The sequence below is a fragment of the Nakamurella deserti genome (assembly GCF_003260015.1).
In the GTDB taxonomy this organism is placed as follows: Bacteria; Actinomycetota; Actinomycetes; order Mycobacteriales; family Nakamurellaceae; genus Nakamurella; species Nakamurella deserti.
Genome location: NZ_QCXS01000001.1, coordinates 1 through 18119 on the forward strand (window position 1 = coordinate 1; position 18119 = coordinate 18119).

Annotated in this window: 15 protein-coding genes; 5 read left to right on the plus strand and 10 right to left on the minus strand. The window is 72.3% G+C overall.

Translation table 11 applies throughout. The features are described from left to right. The 3 genes from DB033_RS00005 to DB033_RS00015 all read right to left on the minus strand — a co-directional run. Nucleotides 1–499: sugar phosphate isomerase/epimerase family protein (locus DB033_RS00005; protein WP_157970416.1), on the minus strand; the 499-nt coding region annotated here is incomplete at its 3' end. Between the two features lie 98 nt (nt 500–597). Beyond that, nucleotides 598–1380: a TIM barrel protein gene (locus DB033_RS00010; protein WP_111764892.1), complete on the minus strand. Its 783-nt coding sequence runs from the start codon at nt 1378–1380 to the stop codon at nt 598–600. Next, complete coding sequence (locus DB033_RS00015; RefSeq protein WP_111764893.1) at nt 1377–2408, minus strand: Gfo/Idh/MocA family oxidoreductase; 1032 nt, start codon at nt 2406–2408, stop codon at nt 1377–1379. The genes DB033_RS00010 and DB033_RS00015 overlap by 4 nt, the downstream gene beginning before the upstream one ends. 126 nt (nt 2409–2534) lie before the next feature. Here DB033_RS00015 and DB033_RS00020 point away from each other — a divergent pair, with 126 nt between their 5' ends. From DB033_RS00020 to DB033_RS00030, 3 genes are all read left to right on the plus strand, one after another. Beyond that, nucleotides 2535–3563: a LacI family DNA-binding transcriptional regulator gene (locus tag DB033_RS00020; RefSeq protein ID WP_111764950.1), complete on the plus strand. Its 1029-nt coding sequence runs from the start codon at nt 2535–2537 to the stop codon at nt 3561–3563. Between the two features lie 135 nt (nt 3564–3698). After that, a complete protein-coding gene (locus tag DB033_RS00025; protein WP_205843572.1) occupies nt 3699–4658 on the plus strand; it encodes an aldo/keto reductase in 960 nt (319 codons plus the stop codon). 78 nt (nt 4659–4736) lie between these two features. Next, the gene (locus tag DB033_RS00030) at nt 4737–5114 is read left to right on the plus strand and encodes a VOC family protein (protein ID WP_170315443.1); all 378 of its coding nucleotides are present in this window, start codon (nt 4737–4739) and stop codon (nt 5112–5114) included. A 252-nt stretch (nt 5115–5366) separates the two neighbouring features. Here the strand turns inward: DB033_RS00030 and DB033_RS00035 are convergent, their stop codons facing one another. The 6 genes from DB033_RS00035 to leuS all read right to left on the minus strand — a co-directional run bounded on the left by DB033_RS00035 (nt 5367) and on the right by leuS (nt 15031). Then, the gene (locus DB033_RS00035; protein WP_111764895.1) at nt 5367–6554 is read right to left on the minus strand and encodes an EAL domain-containing protein; all 1188 of its coding nucleotides are present in this window, start codon (nt 6552–6554) and stop codon (nt 5367–5369) included. Further along, nucleotides 6547–8133, minus strand: coding sequence for a hybrid sensor histidine kinase/response regulator (locus tag DB033_RS00040; protein WP_111764896.1), 1587 nt, complete (start codon nt 8131–8133; stop codon nt 6547–6549). Before DB033_RS00040 ends, DB033_RS00035 begins: the two co-directional genes overlap by 8 nt. Before the next feature lie 93 nt (nt 8134–8226). Then, nucleotides 8227–10272 (minus strand): PAS domain-containing hybrid sensor histidine kinase/response regulator, encoded by a 2046-nt coding sequence (locus DB033_RS00045; RefSeq protein ID WP_170315444.1) that lies wholly within the window; start codon nt 10270–10272, stop codon nt 8227–8229. Between the two features lie 453 nt (nt 10273–10725). After that, nucleotides 10726–11328, minus strand: coding sequence for a hypothetical protein (locus DB033_RS00050; protein ID WP_111764898.1), 603 nt, complete (start codon nt 11326–11328; stop codon nt 10726–10728). Beyond that, nucleotides 11325–12119 (minus strand): carbon-nitrogen hydrolase family protein, encoded by a 795-nt coding sequence (locus tag DB033_RS00055; RefSeq protein ID WP_111764899.1) that lies wholly within the window; start codon nt 12117–12119, stop codon nt 11325–11327. Before DB033_RS00055 ends, DB033_RS00050 begins: the two co-directional genes overlap by 4 nt. A gap of 32 nt (nt 12120–12151) precedes the next feature. Continuing rightward, a complete protein-coding gene (gene leuS, locus DB033_RS00060; protein WP_111764900.1) occupies nt 12152–15031 on the minus strand; it encodes a leucine--tRNA ligase in 2880 nt (959 codons plus the stop codon). Between the two features lie 68 nt (nt 15032–15099). Between leuS and DB033_RS00065 the strand changes: the two genes are divergently transcribed. Together DB033_RS00065 and DB033_RS00070 are read left to right on the plus strand one after the other, a co-directional pair. Further along, nucleotides 15100–15570 carry an SdpI family protein gene (locus DB033_RS00065; RefSeq protein WP_111764901.1) on the plus strand — a complete coding sequence of 157 codons (471 nt, stop codon included), beginning with the start codon at nt 15100–15102 and terminating at the stop codon, nt 15568–15570. A 158-nt stretch (nt 15571–15728) separates the two neighbouring features. Then, a complete protein-coding gene (locus DB033_RS00070) occupies nt 15729–16985 on the plus strand; it encodes a sensor domain-containing phosphodiesterase (RefSeq protein WP_111764902.1) in 1257 nt (418 codons plus the stop codon). 36 nt (nt 16986–17021) lie between these two features. Here the strand turns inward: DB033_RS00070 and DB033_RS00075 are convergent, their stop codons facing one another. Then, nucleotides 17022–18092, minus strand: coding sequence for a spore photoproduct lyase family protein (locus DB033_RS00075; RefSeq protein WP_205843573.1), 1071 nt, complete (start codon nt 18090–18092; stop codon nt 17022–17024). Between the last annotated feature and the right edge of the window lie 27 nt (nt 18093–18119).

Genomic DNA, 18119 nt, shown 5'->3' on the forward strand with positions numbered 1-18119 from the left:
AGACCAGCTGGACGCCGTGTTCTTCGTAGATGGCCTTGCCGAGGGTGTCGGTGCCGGTGACGAGGTGGCGCCACTGGTCGGGGTCGAGGTCGGCGGTGCCGGTGGCGGCGCCGGTGTGCAGGTCGGTGTACTGCTCGGGTAGGTGGACCAGGTACTTCGCGTCGACCGCGGCGAGCAGTCGGGCCTCGCGGCCGAAGTCGGCCAGCGCCTTGTCCAGCCCCTCCTTGCCTTTATGGAGCCCGGCGAAGACGGTGCCGCCGGCGACCTCGAGGCCGCGGGATCCGAGCTCGTCGCGGAGCTGGGCCGGGTCCTGGGGCAAAAACCCCTGCGGGCCGAGCTCGGTCCACACGTAGCCCGCGCTCGCGACCTCGTCGAGGTACTGCTTCCACCCGACCTGGTGCTCGTCGGCGGCGAACCACACCCCCCACGAATCCGGGGCGGTCCCCAGCACCAGCCTCGACCGGCCGGGATCGTCGGCAGGGCCGGGGTTGCGGTTCATGGTTGGTGTCCGTTCCGTGGCGGGATCGTGCGCAGCGATCGGGTTCGGGGGGGCGGGGGGTCGGTTCAGGGGGTGGGTTCAGGGGGCGTATCGGGTGCTCAGGTGGTGGTGAAGGCCTGCCGGAACCGGTCGAGTGCGGTGTCGGAGTCGCCGGAGGCCCAGCCCTCCAACCCGACGACACCCGTGTAGCCGAGTCGGTCCAGGGTGCGTGCGATGTGCGGGTAGTTGATCTCCCCGGTGCCGGGCTCGCGGCGACCCGGGACGTCGGCGACCTGGATCTCACCGACGAACGGCAGCGACCGCTCAACCAGGTCCGTGAGGTTCCCCTCACCGATCTGCGCGTGGTACAGGTCGAGATTCATCCGCAGGTGCGGGTTGTCGACGGCCTCGACGAGGGCGAGGGTGTCCGCGGCGAGCGCGAACGGAGTGCCCGGGTGATCGACGGGCAGGTTCAGGTTCTCCAGGGTGAACACCCGCCCGGCCCGCTCGCCCAGCGCGGCGAGCCGGTCCAGGGTCCGCAGCGCGGTGAGCCACATCGCCGGCGACACCACCTCGGTCGCCACGACCGGCAGGCCCCGGTCGTCCAGGCCGGTGCCGTGCACGTTCAGCCGTGGGCAGTCCAGGCGGTCGGCGACCTCGAGCGACAGGGCGGCGGTGCGCAGCAGTTCCGCGGCGCCGTCCTCGTCGGCCAGGGTGCCGCTGATGTAGCCGGTCATCGAGGAGAAGGTCGCCCCGCTGCCGGCCAGTGCGGAGACGTCCTTGGCCGTCCAGTCCCAGATCTCGACCTCGAAGCCGAGATCGGCGATGCGGCGGACGCGGTCCAGGAACGGCAGCTCGGTGAACAGCATCTCGGCCGAGGCCGCGAGCCGGTAGCCGCTCATGCCGACAGCTCCGCGATCCGCACCGGGAGTCCGGTCCGGGCGGACTGTGCCGCGGCGAGGGCGATCGCGAGCGCGGCACGGGCGTCCTGGCCGTCGACCGCGGCGTCGGTGCCGGCGCGGACGGTGTCGGCGAACGCCGACAGCTCCGCGACATAGGCGCCGGCGAGCAGGGCCTGGTCGCTGCGGGCGGTGTCGACGACCCGGCCGACCGCACCCGAGAACGCCATCCCGGTGGTGCGGCCGTCGCCCATGGTGGCCATGCCCGCGGACCCGAACACCTCGCCGCGGACGTCGTAGCCGTAGGACGCCTCGAAGCAGGCCTCGGCCACCCCGACGGCACCGTTGTCGAACTTGACCATCACCACCGCCGTGTCCCGGAGACCGCGGTCCTTCCAGTCCGGTTCGACGAGTGCGTCGGCCGTGGCGTACACCTCCACCGGCGCGGCCCCCGGGTTGAGGAACATCAGGGTGTCGAAGTCGTGGATCAACGTCTCCAGGAAGATGGTGTCGACCGGGACCCGGGACGGGTCGAAGCCGCCGGGATCGCGGGTCACCGACCGCAGCAACCGGGGCGAGCCCACGGTCCCGTCGTCCAGCAACGCACGGGCGGCCGCCCAGTCCGGCGCGAACCGGCGGTTGAAGCCCACCTGCAGCGGCACCCCGGCCGCGCGGGCGGCCTCGATCGCCCGGTCGGCGTCGGCCAGCGTGGTGGCCATCGGCTTCTCGCAGAACACCGCCTTGCCGGCGGCGGCGGCCGCCACCACCAGGTCGGCGTGGAAGCGGGCCGGTGCGGCGATCACCACCGCGTCGACCTCCGGGTCGGCGAAGGCCTCCGCGGCGTCGGTGTAGAACCGGTCCGCGCCGAGCTCCCCCGCCAGCCGCTCCGCCGCCCCGGGCGCCGGATCGGCGACCGCCACCAGCCGCGCCTGCGGCAATCCGGTCGCCAGGGTCCGGCCGTGGAACGCACCCATCCGACCCGATCCGATCAACGCGACCCGTACCGGACCGTTGCCTGCTCCTGCACCCATGACGGCTCCTCCTCGAGCTATCCGCCGCACCGACTAGTACGTTGCAACGAATCGTCGCGGGCAGCGCCCGACTTGTCAAGACATACGAACTGGTTCGTTGCAGGGACGGTGGGTATCGTGGTGTCGATGGTGGGTGGCGGCGCGCGGCGGGCGACGATGCACGACGTCGCGGCCCGGGCCGGGGTCTCACAGTCCCTGGTGTCGATCGTGATGCGCGACGCGCCGGGGGCCGGTGCCGCGACCCGCGAGCGCATCCTGCGGATCGCCGACGAACTGGGCTACCGGCCGGACACCCGGGCGCGGTTGCTGCGCCGCGGGAACAGCCGCCTGCTCGGCGTGGTCTTCGGTGTGCAGCACGCCTTCCACGGTGACCTCCTCGCCGGTCTCTACCGGGCGGCGGCACCGCTGGACTACCAGCTCACCCTCAGTGCGGTCACCGCCGATCGGGGCGAAACCGCCGCCATCACCGATCTTCTCGGAGACCGCTGCGAGGCGCTGCTGCTCCTGGGCACCCAGGAACCGCCGGCGCAGCTCGGCAGGCTCGCCGCCATCGTGCCGGTGGTCGCCGTCGCCCGCGCGGTGCGCCACTCCGACGTCGACGTGGTGCGCACGGCCGACGCCCACGGGCTGGCGCAGGCCGTGGACCATCTCGTCGGGCTCGGTCACACCCGGATCGCCCACATCGACGGCGGGCGTGCGCCCGGCGCCGCCGAACGCCGCCGCGGCTACCGCGACGCCATGACCCGCCACGGCCTCGCCGGCCACATCCGCGTCTACCCGGGCGGTCTCACCGAGGACGACGGGGCCGGCGCCGCCCGGACGGTCCTCGCCGACGGGCCACCCACGGCCATCACCGTGTTCAACGACCGCTGCGCGACCGGAGTCCTGGAGATCGTCCGCGCCGCCGGCTTCGACGTGCCCGGCGACATCAGCGTCATCGGGTACGACGACAGCCACCTCGCCCGGATCTCCTTCATCGACCTGACCACCATCGCCCAGGACGTCGACCGGCTCGCCCACCTCGCCGTCCACCGGGCCGTCGACCGCGCCACCGGCGCCGACCGCGACGGCCCGCGCGAACAGGTCGCCACGCCGCACCTGGTCGTCCGGTCCACCACCGGCCCACCGCACGCCGGACGCAGGCCCGCCGACTGACACCGACCGCTCGCCGGTTCCGCGCCCGACCGCGCCGCCGCGGCGACCACGCGGCCCGCACGCGGTGCCCACCGCGACCCGCGCCGTCGCCGCCACCGGCCCACCCGGGCGGCTCCGATGCCGCATCCTCTTCTGATGACCGCCACCTCTCCCACCGTGTCCACCCGTCCGCTGTACGGCTGCATGGGCCTCGGCGGCCCGTGGGACGTCCCCGACCTGACCGCCGCGGACCTCGCGCAGGCCGAGGCCGTCGTGGAGGCGGCCCTGGGCATCGGGATCACCTGCTTCGACCACGCGGACATCTACGCCGCCGGCAAGGCCGAGGCGGTCTTCGGCGAGGTGCTCACCCGGTCGCCGGAGCTGCGGAGGTCGCTCACCCTCCAGACCAAGGTCGGCATCCGGTTGCCGGCCGGCGACGCGGCGGGCCTGTACGACCTCCGCGCCGCCACCATCACCACCCGGGTGCGGCAGAGCCTCGACCGGCTCCGTACCGACCGGATCGACGTCCTGCTGCTGCACCGGCCGGACCCGCTGACGCCACCGGCCGAGGTGGCGCAGGCGTTGACGGCCCTGCGGGACGAGGGCCTCGTCGGCGCGTTCGGCGTGTCCAACATGAGCGCCGCCCAGATCGGCGCGCTGCAGGTCCATCTCGACGAGCCGTTGGTGGTGGACCAGCTGGAGATGAGCCTGTACCGGCGGGACTGGGTGGAGTCCGGCGTGCTGGTCAACACCACGGCGGCCACCGGTAACGGCTTCCCGCACGGGACGCTGGAGTACTGCGCCGCCCACGGCATCGCGCTGCAGGCGTGGGGGTCGATGGCCCAGGGGCGCTACACCGGCCGGGCCGGCGGCGACGCCGCCGCACAGGCGACCACGGCACTGGTCGCGTCGCTGGCCGAGGCGAAGAACACGACACCCGAGACGATCGTGTTGTGGTGGTTGCAGCGTCACCCGGCCGGGATCGCCCCGACCATCGGCACCACCGACACCGACCGGATCGCCGCGTGTGCCGACGCCGTCGACCGTCGCCCGGAGCTGACCCACGACGAGTGGTACCGGCTGTGGACCACCGCCCGCGGCGCCGCTCTCCCGTAGGTCGCGGCGGATCAGGTGGCGGCGTCCGCCGCGACGGACGACACTCGTGGCGCGAGCACCCGCGGAAGGAGACCCGTGATGACGGACCCGGTCGGCTCCCTGAAGATGGTCACCCTCGACTCGGCCGACGCGTCCCGCGACGCGGCGTTCTGGTCGGCGGTCCTGGGCTGGGACATCACCTACGACTCCCCGGAGGCGGCCATGGTGTCGGGACCGACGAGTGCCCTCGGGTTCGGCACCACCCCCGGCTACGAGCCGCCCGCGTGGCCGAACCCGCACGGCAGCAAGCAGTTCCACTTCGACCTGGCCGTCGAGGATCTCGCCGCCGCCGAACGACGCTGCGTCGAGCTGGGCGCCGCCGTTCCGGACGACCAGCCGGGGGAGGGCCGCTGGCGGGTGCTGCTGGATCCGTCCGGGCACCCGTTCTGCCTCACCCTCGCCGCCAACTGGGGCTGACCGCGGCGGAGTCGGGACGGTCCTGAGCGGGTTCACCGACGGCAGCAGCTGCTTCTCTCCCGACGCGCACGTCACGCCGGTGTCGGAGCTGCTGGCCGGCAGCCAGCTCCGGCGGCGGGCCGGCGCCGGCCGGGGGGAGGTCGTCCCCGGCAAGGATCTTCCTCGCCGAACGGCACATCGGTGGTGACCTGTTCGACCGGCTCCGCCGGCGCCGGCGGTGCACCGCGGTCGACGGAGCCCGGGTCGGCTCGCTCAGCGCGCCGGCGCCGGCATCCCGAGGTAGTAGCCCTGGGCCCAGCGGATGCCCATGTCGCGCAGCACCTCCACCTCGGCCGCCTCCTCGACACCCTCGGCGATGACCTCGGCCGCGATGTCGTGGGCGAAGGCGACCAGCGCGCTGGCCAGCGCCCGCTGCGGGCGGCTGCGGTGGATGCCCCGGATCAGCGAGATGTCGAGTTTGACCACGTCGGGCTGCAGCGCCACCAGGTGCCGGAACCCGGCGTACCCGGAGCCGAGATCGTCGGCGGCCAGCCGCGCGCCGTGGCTGCGCAGCACCGACAGCGCCCGGTGGATCGCCGAGTAGTCCTCGATCGGGACGTGCTCGGTCAGTTCGATGACGATGCGGGGGCAGATCGCCGGCGTGAAGATGTTCCGCTCCGGGATCAGCTCGATCGTCGCCGGCGACATGTTCAGCGCGAGGAACGTGTCGTGGTCGGCGGTGTCGAGCATCGGCAGCGCGTTCATCACGGCCAGCCACTCCAACTCCGAGCCCATGCCGCTGGCGAAGGCGTCACTGAACCAGCCGGCCGGTCCCTGCGGGTGCGGGCTCGGGAACCGCGCCAACGCCTCCTGGCCGACCATCGCCATCGAGGTCAGATCGATCACCGGCTGGAAGAACGGCACGATGCTGCGGTCGCGGAGCACCGTCCGCACCCGCTGCCCGGCCGCCTCGGCCTGGTCGTGCGCCCCGGTGGCCGGCTGCGGGATGGACGGGGTGGCGGCCTGGCCCGTCGGCGGCGGCGACCGCAGCAGCTGGTGCAGCTGGCGCGTCTCGAGCAGGTTCGCCGTCCGCAGCACCACCTCGACGATGTCCAGCGGCTTGGTCAGGAAGTCCCGGGCCCCCAGCTCGAAGGCCTGGTTACGGGTGTCGGCTGAGGTGTCCGCGGTCAGCACCATCACCGGCAGGTAGCTGCCGGCCGCGAACCGGGTGATGGCGCCCAGCAGCTCCAGGCCGTTGACGTGCGGCATCTGCAGGTCCAGCAGCACCAGGTCGGGATTGACCACGGGGAGCAGCCCGAACACCCGGCGCGGATCGGTCTCGGTGATGACCTGGTTGAGCCCGGCGTCGCGCAGCAGGGCCTTGAGCAGGGCGACGTTGGCGGCGTTGTCGTCGACGATCAGCACGCACATCGTCGAGAACCGCTCGAGGGTGTCAGGCATCGACCATCCGGGTCAGTTGCTCGGCGGTGATGCCGTCCAGCAGCATCAGCACCTCCCGCACGTCCAGCGGCTTGGTCATGTACTGGGCGGCCCCGGCCTGCAGCAACCGGTCCACCTGGGTCCGGCTGGCGTCGGCACTGAGGATGACGACCGGGATCTCGGCCGTCACCGGATCGGCCTTCAGCGTCTCCAGCACCGACTGGCCGAAGCAGTCCGGCAGGTGCAGGTCCAGCAGGATCAGGTCGGGGGTGCGCGACCGGGCCAGCGCGAGGCCGGTGGTACCCAGGCCGGCGTGGACGAGCTGCCACCCGGGCCGCAGCCGCAGCAGCGAGGTGACCACCCGCACGTTGGGTTCGTTGTCCTCGATGTAGAGCAGCGTCGTCGGTCCGATGCCCTGCTGGGTCGGCACGAACGCGGCGTCCGCGGACCCGACGTCGGCCCACCGGTCGGCGGCGGCCGGCAACCTCACGGTGAACGACGTCCCCGCCCCCGGCGCCGAGTCCACCGCGATGGTCCCGCTCATCAGCTCGACCAGCGCCTGGGTGACCGACAGCCCGACGCCGCCGCCCGGTGGGGCGCTGCCCGGGTCCGCTCCCCCGGCCGGGGTGAACAGCCGCCGCCGGACCTCCGCCGGCAGGCCCGGACCGTCGTCGCGGACGGTCACCGACGCGCCGCCCAGCGCCGACCACGAGACCCAGACGTGCCCACCCGGACGGTGGTGCTCGATGACGCTGTCCAGCAGGTGGTGGAGCACCTGCACGAGCCGCTGCCGGTCGCCCAGCAGGCGCAACCCCGCGGGACCGCCCTCGACGGCCACGGCGATCCGCGCCCGGTCGGCCGCCGGTTGGATCAGCTGCACCACCTCGTCGACGAGCGACGGCGCCTCCACCGGCTCGACGGTCAGCGAGAGGCTGCCGGCGCCGATCCGCGCCACGTCCAGGACCTCGTCGATCATGGCGAGCAGGTGGTGGCCCGAGGACAGGATGTACTGCACCGACGACTGGTCGTCCGGGTCGGTGATGCGCCGCTCCAGCAGCTGCGCGAAGCCGATCACCGCGTTGAGCGGGGTCCGCAGCTCGTGGCTCATCCGGGAGATCAGCGCGCTCTTGGCCTCGTGCGCCGCGCGGGCCGCGGCCTCCGCGGTGCGGGCCGCCTCGACAGCGGCCACCCGGGGGGTGATGTCGTCGATGGTGGTGACCATCCGCTGCCCGTCGGCCGGATCCGGCGGCAGCAGCGCCGACGCGAGCCGGATCCAGCGGGTCCCGCCGTCCGGGCGCACCAGTCGGAGTTCGATCTGCCCGGGGTGTCCCGACCAGTTGCGCTGCACCCAGGCCGCGGTCGCTTCGAGGTCGTCGGGATGGATGAGGCGCATCAACGTGGTCGGGTCGTCGAGCATCGTGCTCGCGGGGATCCCGGTGACGGTCTCGAAGCCGTCGCTGACCGACAGGTGGCGGGGCGGTGACAGCCGGCTCACCAGGAAGACCGTCGGCAGCGGGGCGGGGGGCGGCGCCGGCTGCTGCGGGGGCGTCCGTCCGGCAGTCGGCGCGAAGAGCTGCGGCTCCTGCTCGGAAATCGACACCTCAACCCCCCGTCAGCGGCGCATGCACATACCGTCTCAGCATGACAGAAAGCGCACGGGATTTCACTGAACGTAGTTCCAACGTGGTCCCCGTCACGTGACCGCGCGCGGCGGCGCGACCGTCTGCGGGTCGGCGGCGAACCGGTCCAGCAGGCTCAGGACGTCCCGGACGTCCAGCGGTTTGGTGATGTAGGCGTCGACCCCGGCCGCGATCAACCGGCTGACCTGCCCGGGGCTCGCGTCCGCGCTGGCGATCACCAGCGGCCGCGTCTCACCACCGGGCTGCCGGCGCAACTCGCGCAGCACGTCGATGCCGTTCATGTCCGGCAGGTGCAGGTCCAGCATGATCAGCGCGGGATCACAGGCCCCGACCAGCTCCAGGCCGCGCCGGCCGCGGTCGGTGTGCACCAGCTCCCACCCCGGGCGGCGCGCCAGGATGCGCTGCAGCAACCGGACGTTGGAGTGGTTGTCCTCGATGTAGAGCAGCGTGCACACCCGCTCCGGCGGCCCCACCGCCTCCGCCGTCGCGGACGGCGCGACCACGGGGTGGTCGACGTGCTCCGAGCGCGGCAGCGTCACTCCGAAGACACTGCCGGTCCCGTGCACCGAATGGGCGTCGAAATGACCTCCCATGAACGACACCAGACGCTGCGAGAGTGCGAGCCCGATGCCCGCCCCCTCGATACCGGACGCCTGCTGGCCCATCCGGTCGAACGGCACGAACAACCGCGCCATGTCCTCGTCCCGGATGCCCATCCCGCTGTCGGAGACGACGAACCGGATCTGGCCGGTACCCACCTGCTCGGCGGACACCTCGACGCGGCCGCCCCGGTGGTTGTACTTCACCGCGTTGGTCAACAGGTTGATCAGCACCTGCCGCAGCCGGCGCTGGTCGGCCTGCACGAACAGCGAAGCCGCGGGCGTCATCGGGTCGAAGGACAGCGCCACCCCGGCGTCGCGGGCCTGCGGCTGCACCAGGCGTACGGCGTCGTTCAGGGCGGTGCCGACGTGCACCGGCTCGATCGAGAGCTCCAGCCGGTCGGCCTCGATCGAGGCGATGTCGAGGACGTCGTTGATCAGCGCCAGCAGGTGCCGGCCGCCGCGCACGATGTAGCCGACCGAGTCGGCCTGGGACTCGCTGAGCTGGTCCATCTCTAGGAGCTGGGCGAAGCCGAGCACCGCGTTGAGCGGCGTCCGCAGCTCGTGACTCATCCGGGACAGGAACTCGTTCTTCGCCGCGTTGGCGCGGTCCGCCTCGGACTGGGCGAACCGCAGCGCCGCCTCCGCGGACTTGCGGTCGGTGATGTCCTCGTCGGTGCCGGCGGCACGGAAGACGACGCCGTGCTCGTCGCGGACCGGATGCCGGCGGATCCGCAGCCAGCGCAGCTCGCCGTCGGGGCGGATGATGCGGATCTCGCCGTCGAAGGGCCGTCCGGCCCGGATGTCGTCCAGGCTCCGGGACCAGGCGGCGACGTCGTCGGGATGGGTGCGGCTCACGAGCAGGCGCTCGACGGGTTCGTCCGCCGCGTCCGGGTCCACGCCGAGGATCTGCAGGAAGGCCGGGTTCCAGTAGACGATGCGCGGCGGATCACCCACGTCGGTGAGGGTGAAACCGACCGGGACGTTGTCGGCGAGCTGGTGGAAACGCTCCTCGTTCTCCCGCAGCGCCGTCGAGGTCATCACGAACTCGGTGATGTCCTCCACGGTGCCCGCCACCCGGACCAGACCGCCGTCGTCGTCCAGGATCGGTGTCCGGCGCGACCGGACCCAGCGCACGCTGCCGTCCGGTCGGATCATCCGCAGCGTCTGGTGCGTGGGCCGGCCGGCCAGGAAGTCGGCCGCCATCTGGGCGGTGCGGTGACGGTCGTCCGGGTGCACCGCCTCGAGGACGGCGTCCCCCACCTCGGCGATCGCCAACTCCGACGGCAGTCCGAGCAGCTTCAGGTAGGTGCGGTTGACGAAACTGAACCGACCCGGCTCCCCGGGTGCCACCGGCACCTCGTACAGCGAGAAGCCGATCGCCGCGTGATCGGCGAACTCCCGCAACAGGCGGGCCTCCAGCGCGGTGCCCCGCGGCAGCAACTCGAACGCCGGATCGGCCACGGCGCCGTCGGCGCCCGACGTGGCGTCGGCCGTCAACGCCGCATCGGGCGGCCGTCGCCGCACCGCCCGCCCCCAGTCATGGGGTGAATTGTCCCCGATGCCACTCGTCGACTCGGTCGCCATTCGAGCGAACGATCAACCCGAACGGGTACTCCGGCGCGTGACGACGGGCCCTCCGAGGCCGTGTCGGCGCCCCCGCATCACACCCTCGGGGAACCGCGCCCCACCGGGGCGGTGATGCTGTCGCGTCCCTGGGGCCCACCGCCGTGGCCGTGGCCGGCGGGTCCGGGCGACCGAGCGGATCGCCAGGCTGCGGGATGGGAGTCAAGACCATCGGGGAGCGGGCGGTCTCGACACGGCGGGGCGACCACGGCGCAGCGGCGGGGGCCGGGGCGCGGGTCGGGCCCTGCGGTTGCCGCCCCCGGTGCGTCGTGCCTCCGATGGCAACTCGCCGCGGAGACCGCCTGCGGACGGCGCCGGAGGGGCGCCTCAGGACGGGGCGTGCGGCTCGCGGAGGTGCAGGACGTCACCGAGCTCGATGCGGCCCGGACCGGTGGCCGCACCCCGGTACCCCCGTGCACCACCGTCCAGCTCCGCCAGTGCCGTCCGGACCGCGGGCGACACCTCCGCCGACGCCGGCTCACCGAGGCAGAACCGGCTGAACTCCACGCAGGGCACCGCGACCCGCACGCCGGTCAGCACCAGCACGCCGGCGGCGCCGTGCACCTCCAGGCCCGCGCCGAGGTCCAGACCGGCCAGCCCGTCGGGCTCGTCGATCAGCAGGGTGCACCCGGCGGCTCCGTCGACCAGGTGGTCGCCGTAACGCCGGCGCAGTCGGACGTGGTCACCGGTGGCCATCACCGAGATACCGCCGGTCCCCCGGCGGTCGCGGCTGGCGGGGTGCAGCCGGTGGTGCACGTCCAGGATCGGCTCCCCGACCCCCGGGTGGCCGATGACGCCGTCGACATCGACGGTGAGCGCCGGAACCCCGACGATGTCGTCGGTGCGGTACCGCCGCAGCGGTGCCCGGCCCTGCTTGACGGGCTGCCGCTGGACGAACAGACCGACCACCGGGCCGAGGACGGTGCTCACGCCGGACGCTCGCCGACCGGGAAGCGGCGGTGCGTCAGGCTCGGCAGCTGGGCGCGCACCTCGGCGAGCCGGTCGGGTTCCACGTCGACGAACCCGACGGCGTCCTTCGCCGTCCCCAGGTCGAGCAACGGCAGGCCCATCGGGTCGAACGCGGCGGACCGGCCGATGACGCGACGACCCACCTGGTCGGCACCCACGACGTAGCAGGTGTTCTCGATGGCGCGGGCCCGCAGCAGGGTGAGCCAGTGCTCCTCCTTCAGCGGCCCGCTGACCCAGGCCGCCGGCAGCGCGAGCACCTGCGCACCGCGGGACACCAGGCTGCGGAACAGCTCCGGGAAGCGCAGGTCGTAGCACGTGGCGAAACCGACGGGTACCCCGTCGATCTCCACGACCGGCGGCGCTGCGTCGCCGCGCGCGACGGTGTCGGACTCGAGGAAGGAGAACGCGTCGTACAGGTGGATCTTGCGGTACGCGGCCACGATGTCACCGCCGCCGGCGATGATCAGGGTGTTGGCCACCCGGTCGCCCACCGGCACGAAGCTGCCGGCCGCGACGGTCAGACCGTGCCGACTGGATGCCGCGGCCAGGCCGGCCGCGAACGGTCCGTGCAGCGGCTCGGCGCACCGGGTGGAAGCGCCCTTGTCGTCGATGAACTCGACCAGGCTGCCCTCCGGGAGCACCAACAGCCGGGCACCGCCGGCCGCCGCCCGGGCGGCCAGGCCGTCGATGCGGTCCAGGTTGGCGACCGGATCGGAACCGGGAACGAACTGACCCACGGCGATGCGGAGCATGCGCAGCCTCTCTGCGTGACGGGCCTCGGGCCTCAGACGACGATCGACACCATCCGGCCCGGCACGACGACGATCTTCTTCGGCGTGACCCCGGCCAGCGCCTCGACGATCTTCGGGTCGGCCAGCGCCGCCGCCTCGATGTCGGCGGGCGTCAGATCGGCGGCGACGGTGATGCGGCCGCGGACCTTGCCCTTGATCTGGATCGGGTACTCGACGCTGGAGTCCACCAGGAGAGCCGGGTCGGCCTCCGGGAACGGGCCGTACGCCAGCGAACCGCGGTGCCCCAGGCGCTCCCACAGCTCCTCGGCGATGTGCGGCGCCAGCGGCGCCGTCATCAGCACGCTGGCCTCGGCCACCGCCCGCGGCACCGGCACCCCGGACTTGGTGAGGTGGTTGTTCAACACGATCAGCTTGGCGATCGCGGTGTTGTACTGCATGGCCGCGTAGTCGGTGCGGACACCGTCGATGGTGCGGTGCAGCAGCGTCAGGGTCTCGGCGTCGGGCGCGTCCTCGGAGACGACCAGTGCGCCGGTCTCCTCGTCGACGACGGTGCGCCACAGCCGCTGCAGGTAGCGCTGCGAGCCGACGGCGTCGGCGGTCTGCCACGGCCGGGACAGGTCCAGCGGCCCCATCCCCATCTCGTACATCCGGAAGGTGTCGGCGCCGTAGCGCTCGCACATCTCGTCGGGGGTCACGACGTTGTTGAGCGACTTGCCCATCTTCCCGTACTCACGCCGGACCGGGTTGCCCTCGTACTCGAAGTGGTCCTCGACCCCGACGACGTGCTCGGCGGGGACGTAGAAGCCGCGGTCGTCGGTGTAGGCGTACGCCTGGATGTAGCCCTGGTTGAACAGCCGGCGGAACGGCTCCTCGCTGCTGACCTCACCCAGGTCGAACAGCACCTTGTGCCAGAACCGCGCGTACAGCAGGTGCAGCACGGCGTGCTCGACACCGCCCACGTACAGGTCGACGCCACCGGTGTCGCCGGGCCGGTCCGGGTCCTTGCCCATCCAGTACTTCTCGACGTCGGCGTCGACGAAGCGCTCGGTGTTGGTCGGGTCCAGGTAGCGCAGCTCGTACCAGCAGGAGCCGGCCCACTGCGGCATCACGTTCAGCTCGCGGCGGTAGCGCCGCGGGCCGTCACCCAGGTCGAGCGTGACGGTGGCCCACTCGGTGGCCCGGCCCAGCGGCGGCTCCGGGGAGGAGTCGGCGTCCATCGGGTCGAAGGACGTGGGCGCGTAGTCGATCACCTCCGGCAGCTCGACCGGCAGCATCGTGTCGGGCAGCGCGATGGCCACGTCCTCCTGGCCGGGCTCGGTCGAGTAGACGACCGGGAACGGCTCACCCCAGTAGCGCTGCCGCGAGAACAGCCAGTCGCGGAGCTTGTACTGCACCTGGGCGCGGCCGGTGCCGGCCTCGGTCAGGTGGGCGATCATCGCCGCCTTCGCCTCGGCGACGCCCATCCCGTTCAGGTCGATCGCGTCGTTGGCGCTGTTGATCGCCGGCCCGTCGCCGGTGAAGGGCGCATCGTCCGGATGGCCCTCGGTCGGCTGCACGGTGCGCACGATCGGCAGTCCGAAGGCGGTCGCGAAGTCCCAGTCGCGGGTGTCCTGGCCGGGGACGGCCATGATGGCGCCGGTGCCGTAGCCCATCAGCACGTAGTCGGCGATGAAGACGGGGATACGGGCACCGTTGACCGGGTTGCGGGCGAAGGCGCCGGTGAACACACCGGTCTTGTCCTTGCTCTCCTGGCGGTCCAGGTCGGACTTGCGGGCGGCGGCGGCACGGTAGACCTCGATCGCCTCGGTGGGGGTGTCCGCCCCGCCGGTCCACCGGGGGTCGACCCCGTCCGGCCAGTCCATCGTGGTGATCGACGGGACCAGCGGATGTTCCGGCGCCAGCACCATGTAGGTGGCGCCGAACAGGGTGTCGGGGCGGGTGGTGTAGACCTCGATGGAGGCTTCCGCCTCGCCGGAGACGACGTCGAAGCCGACCTGTGCGCCGACGCTGCGGCCGATCCAGTTGCGCTGCATGGCCTTGACCGACTCCGGCCAGTCCAGCCGGTCCAGGTCGGAGACCAGGCGGTCCGCGTAGCTGGTGATGCGCATCATCCACTGGCGCAGGTTGCGGCGGAACACCGGGAAGTTGCCGATCTCGGAGCGGCCGTCGGCGGTGACCTCCTCGTTGCTCAGCACCGTGCCCAGGCCCGGGCACCAGTTCACCGGCGCCTGCGAGATGTAGGCCAGCCGGCGGTCGGCCAGCACCCGCTGCTGCTCGGCCCAGCCCAGCTCGGACCAGAGGGCACCGCCGGGCACCGGACGCGCACCGGACGCGAACTCGGCGACCAACTCCTCGATCGGCCGGGCGCGTTGCGCATCGGTGTCGTACCAGGCGTTGAACAGGCGGGTGAAGATCCACTGCGTCCAGCGGTAGAACTCCACGTCGGTGGTGGCCACCGAGCGCCGCTGGTCGTGTGCGAAGCCCAGCTTGCGCAGCTGCTCGCGGTAGCGCTGCACGTTCTGCTCGGTCGTCGTCCGCGGGTGCGTGCCGGTGCGGACGGCGTACTGCTCGGCCGGCAGCCCGAAGGCGTCGTAACCCAGGGTGTGCAGCACGTTCCGGCCGTTCATCCGCGAGTAGCGGCCGAGCACGTCGGTGCCGATGTAGCCCAGCGGGTGCCCGACGTGCAGGCCCGCTCCGGAGGGGTACGGGAACATGTCGAGGATGTACATCTTCTCGGGCGGAACCACGCCGTCCGGGGCGGCCAGCGGGCCGGACGGGTTGGGCGTCTCGAAGGTGCGCTCGGCGTCCCAGCGATCCTGCCAGCGCGACTCGATCGCGTTGGCCAGCGCTGCGGTGTAGCGGAACGGCGGCGTCCCGGTGGTGGGGGGCGCAGTGGTTCCGTTGTCACTCATCAGCTTCAGTTCTCCCGTGTCACGATCCTCGACGACTCTACCGTCGCGCGAGCCGTACGATTCTGGTCATGCCTCTGTCGCACTGGCTGGTCGCACTGCCGCTCGCCCTCGTCCTGCTCGTCGTCGCCGCCACCGCCGCTGTCACCGCGATCCGCGGTCGCGCCGGCACGCTCGACCGGGGGGGCCGCCTCGGCGTCCGCAGTGAGGCCGCACTGGTCAGCGCGGACGCGTTCACGCTGGCCAACCGGGTGGCCTGGCCCATCGTGGCCGGCGCCGCGGTCATCGCCGGCGTCTGCGGAGTGGTGCTGGCGGTCGCTCCTCTCGGAATGCCGACCGGCATCGTGGTCTTCGTGGTGGCCCTGGCGGGCACCGTGGTGCTGCTGGTCAAGGCGGCGCAGCTGGGCGACCGGGCGGCCCGCACCGTGCCGCGACCGGCCCGCAAGCCCGGTGGGGGCGGCGGCTGCGGCGGGTGCGCGTGTGGCGGCGGCGGGTGCTCGGGACTGACCCGGACCGCGCCGGCGGAGACCGCTACCAGCTGACCTGCCCCGCCCGCTCCACGGGTGCCGACGGATGACGGGTGACCTCGTCACCGATCAGTGCTACTTTTCGCATGTAGTCAGTAGCTCTGTGTCACACGGGACCGATCCTGACCGGCGAACCAGTCGGCGACCGACCCGTCGATCCCCCGGATCGGAGGGTGACCATCGCCATGCCCGACGCGCCGTCCACCGGTGCGCTGTTCCGTCCGGACGAGACCCCACGCGGTGGCGCCCCGGCCATCATCCAGCGCGTCGTCGAACTGACCCACCGGCATCTGGGCATGGACGTCGCCTACGTCTCCCAGTTCGTCGGCGACTGGCAGTACTTCCACGGGGTCGCCGGCGATCCGGCGTCGTTCGGGGTCGACCCGGGACCGGGGCTGCCGCTGGGCGTCACCTACTGCGCCCAGATGGCCTCCGGTCAGCTCCCCCGCCTCATCCCCGACACCCGCACCGACGCCCGGGTCAGCGACCTGCCCGTCACCGCCCGCGCCCGCATCGGGTCCTACATCGGGGTGCCGCTGCGGCTGTCCGACGGGACGGTGTTCGGCAGTTTCTGCTGCGCGAGCCACGAGGCCCATCCCGAGCTGACCGCCCGTGACGTGCACTTCCTCGAGGTGCTGGCCGATCTGCTGACCACCGAGCTGGACCGTGAGTACGAGTGGAACGAGACGCGGCGGCTCATCGAGCGGGTCCTCACCAACTCGCAGCTCGCCGTCGCGCTGCAGCCCGTCGTCGACCTGCGCGACGGCCGCCGCATCGGCGTCGAGGCCCTCTCCCGCTTCCCCGACAGCGTCGGATCACCGGCCACGCTGTTCCCGGCGGCCGCCTCCGTCGGGCTCGGCACCGAGCTGGAGGAGCTGGCCGCCACCCGGGCGCTGGCGCTGGCCGGCCTGCTCGAACACGACGAGTTCCTCTCGATCAACCTGTCGCCACGGACCTTCCGGTCGGCGGCCCGGCTGGTGGGGCGGTTCGCGCGGATCGACCCGGCCCGGTTGATCTTCGAGCTCACCGAGCATCAGGCGGTCGAGGAGTACGACGACCTGCGGGGCTCGCTGAGCGCGCTGCGCCGGCAGGGCATCCGGCTGGCCATCGACGACGCCGGCGCCGGGTACGCCTCGCTGTTCCACATCGTGCAACTGGAGCCCGACATCATCAAGATCGACCGGTCGCTGGTGCACGGGGCGGCCACCGACCGGGCGCGGCGCAGCGTCATCCGCGGTTTCGTCAGCCTCGCCGACGACATCGGGGCGACCGTGATCGGTGAGGGCGTGGAGCAGCTCGCCGATCTCGAGGTGCTGCGCGATCTCGGGGTGGACGCCGCCCAGGGGTACCTGCTGGGGCGTCCGACCGTGGACTACGACAGCATCCAGGGTGGTTTCGGGCGCAGCGACTGGATCGTTCCGGGGGTCTGAAGTCCCGGACCGGCGCGGAGGGGCGGCTGCCGGGCCTCAGAACGCGTAGCGGACGGGCAGCCACGGCGTGTGCTCGGCGATGAGCGCGGTGAGCGCCCGGACCCCGCGGGCCTTGTTGTTCCGGTCGTAGCGGACGTTGCGCTGACCGTTCTGCGACACCTTGGCCTCCTGGAGGTCCGGGCGCCACAGGACGTCCTCGGCGCGGGGGTGCCAGCCGAGGTTGACCTCGTGCAGGCCCTCGTTGTGGGTCAGGAAGATGACCTCGCACGCGGCCTGCGCCTTGAACGCCGGGGACAGCTCGTCGTCCAGCTTGCGCAGCAGCTCCGTCCAGTCCTCGATCCAGCCGCCGCGCAGCACCACCGGCGAGAAGTTCAGGTGCACCTCGTACCCGGCCTCGACGAAGTCGTCGATGGCGGCGATCCGTTCGGCGATGGGCGTGGTGCGCACGTCCAGCTGCCGGGCGTCGGCGTGCGGCATCAGCGAGAACCGGATCCGGGTCCGGCCCTGTGGGTCGGCGGCCAGCAGGTCCCGGTTGACGTACTTGGTGGCGAACGACGCCTTCGCCGTCGGCAGCGCGCGGAAGGTGTCGATCAGATCGGTCACGTTGTCGCTGACCAGCGCGTCCACCGAACAGTCGCTGTTCTCGCCCAGGTCGTACACCCAGGCCGTCGGGTCGCACTGGTTCGGTTCGGGCTTCACCCCCTGCTTGGCGACGTGCCGCCGCAGGTGGGCGGTGATCTGCTCGATGTTGGTGAACACGGTGATCGGATTGGCGAAGCCCTTCCGCCGCGGGACGTAGCAGTACACGCAGGCCATCGCGCAGCCGTTGGAGGTCGACGGGGCGATGAAGTCCGCGGACCGGCCGTTGACCCGGGTGGCGATGCTCTTCTTCGTGCCGACGACGAGATCCTCGGTCTTGACCCGCACCCAGCGCTGCAGGTTGCCCTCGTTGCCGTGCAGCTCCGGGATCGCCCAGTGCGAGTCGACCTCGATGATCTCGGCGTCGGGGAACCGGGACCGCACCTGACGGCCGCGGTCGGTGTCCAGCGCGGCCGGCTCGGCCCAGAGTCGGCGGACGTCGAGGAGGCGCTGGGCGGGGATCGTCACGTCCTCCACAGGTACCAGCCGGCACCG

Coding starts and splice junctions, on each gene's coding strand:
- DB033_RS00065 (WP_111764901.1), top strand. CDS start 15,100: ATGCCTCTGTCGCACTGGCTGGTCGCACTGCCGCTCGCCCTCGTCCTG.
- DB033_RS00035 (WP_111764895.1), bottom strand. CDS start 6,554: ATGCCTGACACCCTCGAGCGGTTCTCGACGATGTGCGTGCTGATCGTC.
- DB033_RS00015 (WP_111764893.1), bottom strand. CDS start 2,408: ATGGGTGCAGGAGCAGGCAACGGTCCGGTACGGGTCGCGTTGATCGGA.
- DB033_RS00055 (WP_111764899.1), bottom strand. CDS start 12,119: ATGCTCCGCATCGCCGTGGGTCAGTTCGTTCCCGGTTCCGATCCGGTC.
- leuS (WP_111764900.1), bottom strand. CDS start 15,031: ATGAGTGACAACGGAACCACTGCGCCCCCCACCACCGGGACGCCGCCG.
- DB033_RS00020 (WP_111764950.1), top strand. CDS start 2,535: ATGGTGGGTGGCGGCGCGCGGCGGGCGACGATGCACGACGTCGCGGCC.
- DB033_RS00010 (WP_111764892.1), bottom strand. CDS start 1,380: ATGAGCGGCTACCGGCTCGCGGCCTCGGCCGAGATGCTGTTCACCGAG.
- DB033_RS00030 (WP_170315443.1), top strand. CDS start 4,737: ATGACGGACCCGGTCGGCTCCCTGAAGATGGTCACCCTCGACTCGGCC.
- DB033_RS00025 (WP_205843572.1), top strand. CDS start 3,699: ATGACCGCCACCTCTCCCACCGTGTCCACCCGTCCGCTGTACGGCTGC.